1 protein-coding gene is annotated in these 607 nt (G+C 76.3%); it reads left to right on the top strand.

Annotated elements, in window-relative coordinates; all coding sequences use genetic code 11:
• On the top strand, window positions 1–607 hold a 607-nt coding region (locus PV341_RS45240), incomplete at both ends, for an FtsX-like permease family protein (RefSeq protein ID WP_500361081.1).

Here is a 607-nt window from a genome sequence, read left to right on the forward strand (position 1 = left end):
CCGACCTGAGCCGCAACCTGCTGGTCAGCCGCTCGACGCTGCTCATCAGCGCATTGCAGCTGATCGTGCTCGCAGGCCTGGCGCTGATGCTCGTGGCGGGCCTGCTCGCCAGCGAACGCGCCGAGGAGACCGCCCAGCTGCGGGCCCGCGGCGGCTCGCGGACCCGCATCGCGAACCTGGCCGCCACCGAGGCACTGCTGCTGGCGCTGCCCGCCGCCGTGCTGGCACCGTTCCTGGCCGGGCCGCTGGTACGGCTGCTCGCCGGGCACGGTGCCCTGGCACGGGCGGACGTGCACCTGGACCTGCCGTCCTCCACGGCCTGGTGGGCGGGTGTGCTGGCCGCGCTCGCCTGCGGCGTCGCGGTGGCCTCGCCGGCGCTGCGCCGTTCGGGCACCTACGCCGTCGAACGGCAGGCACGGACCCGCAAGGGCGCACTGCCGGGTGCCGTGCAGGCGGGCACCGACGTGGCGTTGCTGCTCGTGGCGGGCCTGGGCTACTGGCAGCTGTCCGGGCGTGGCGGCGGGTCCGGCGCGCTGACGACGGACACCACGGGCGCGCTGGGGGTGGACCCGGTGCTGGTGGTGGCGCCCGCGTTGTGCCTGCTGGC

This window comes from Streptomyces sp. PA03-1a, from assembly GCF_033792805.1.
Lineage (GTDB): Bacteria > Actinomycetota > Actinomycetes > Streptomycetales > Streptomycetaceae > Actinacidiphila.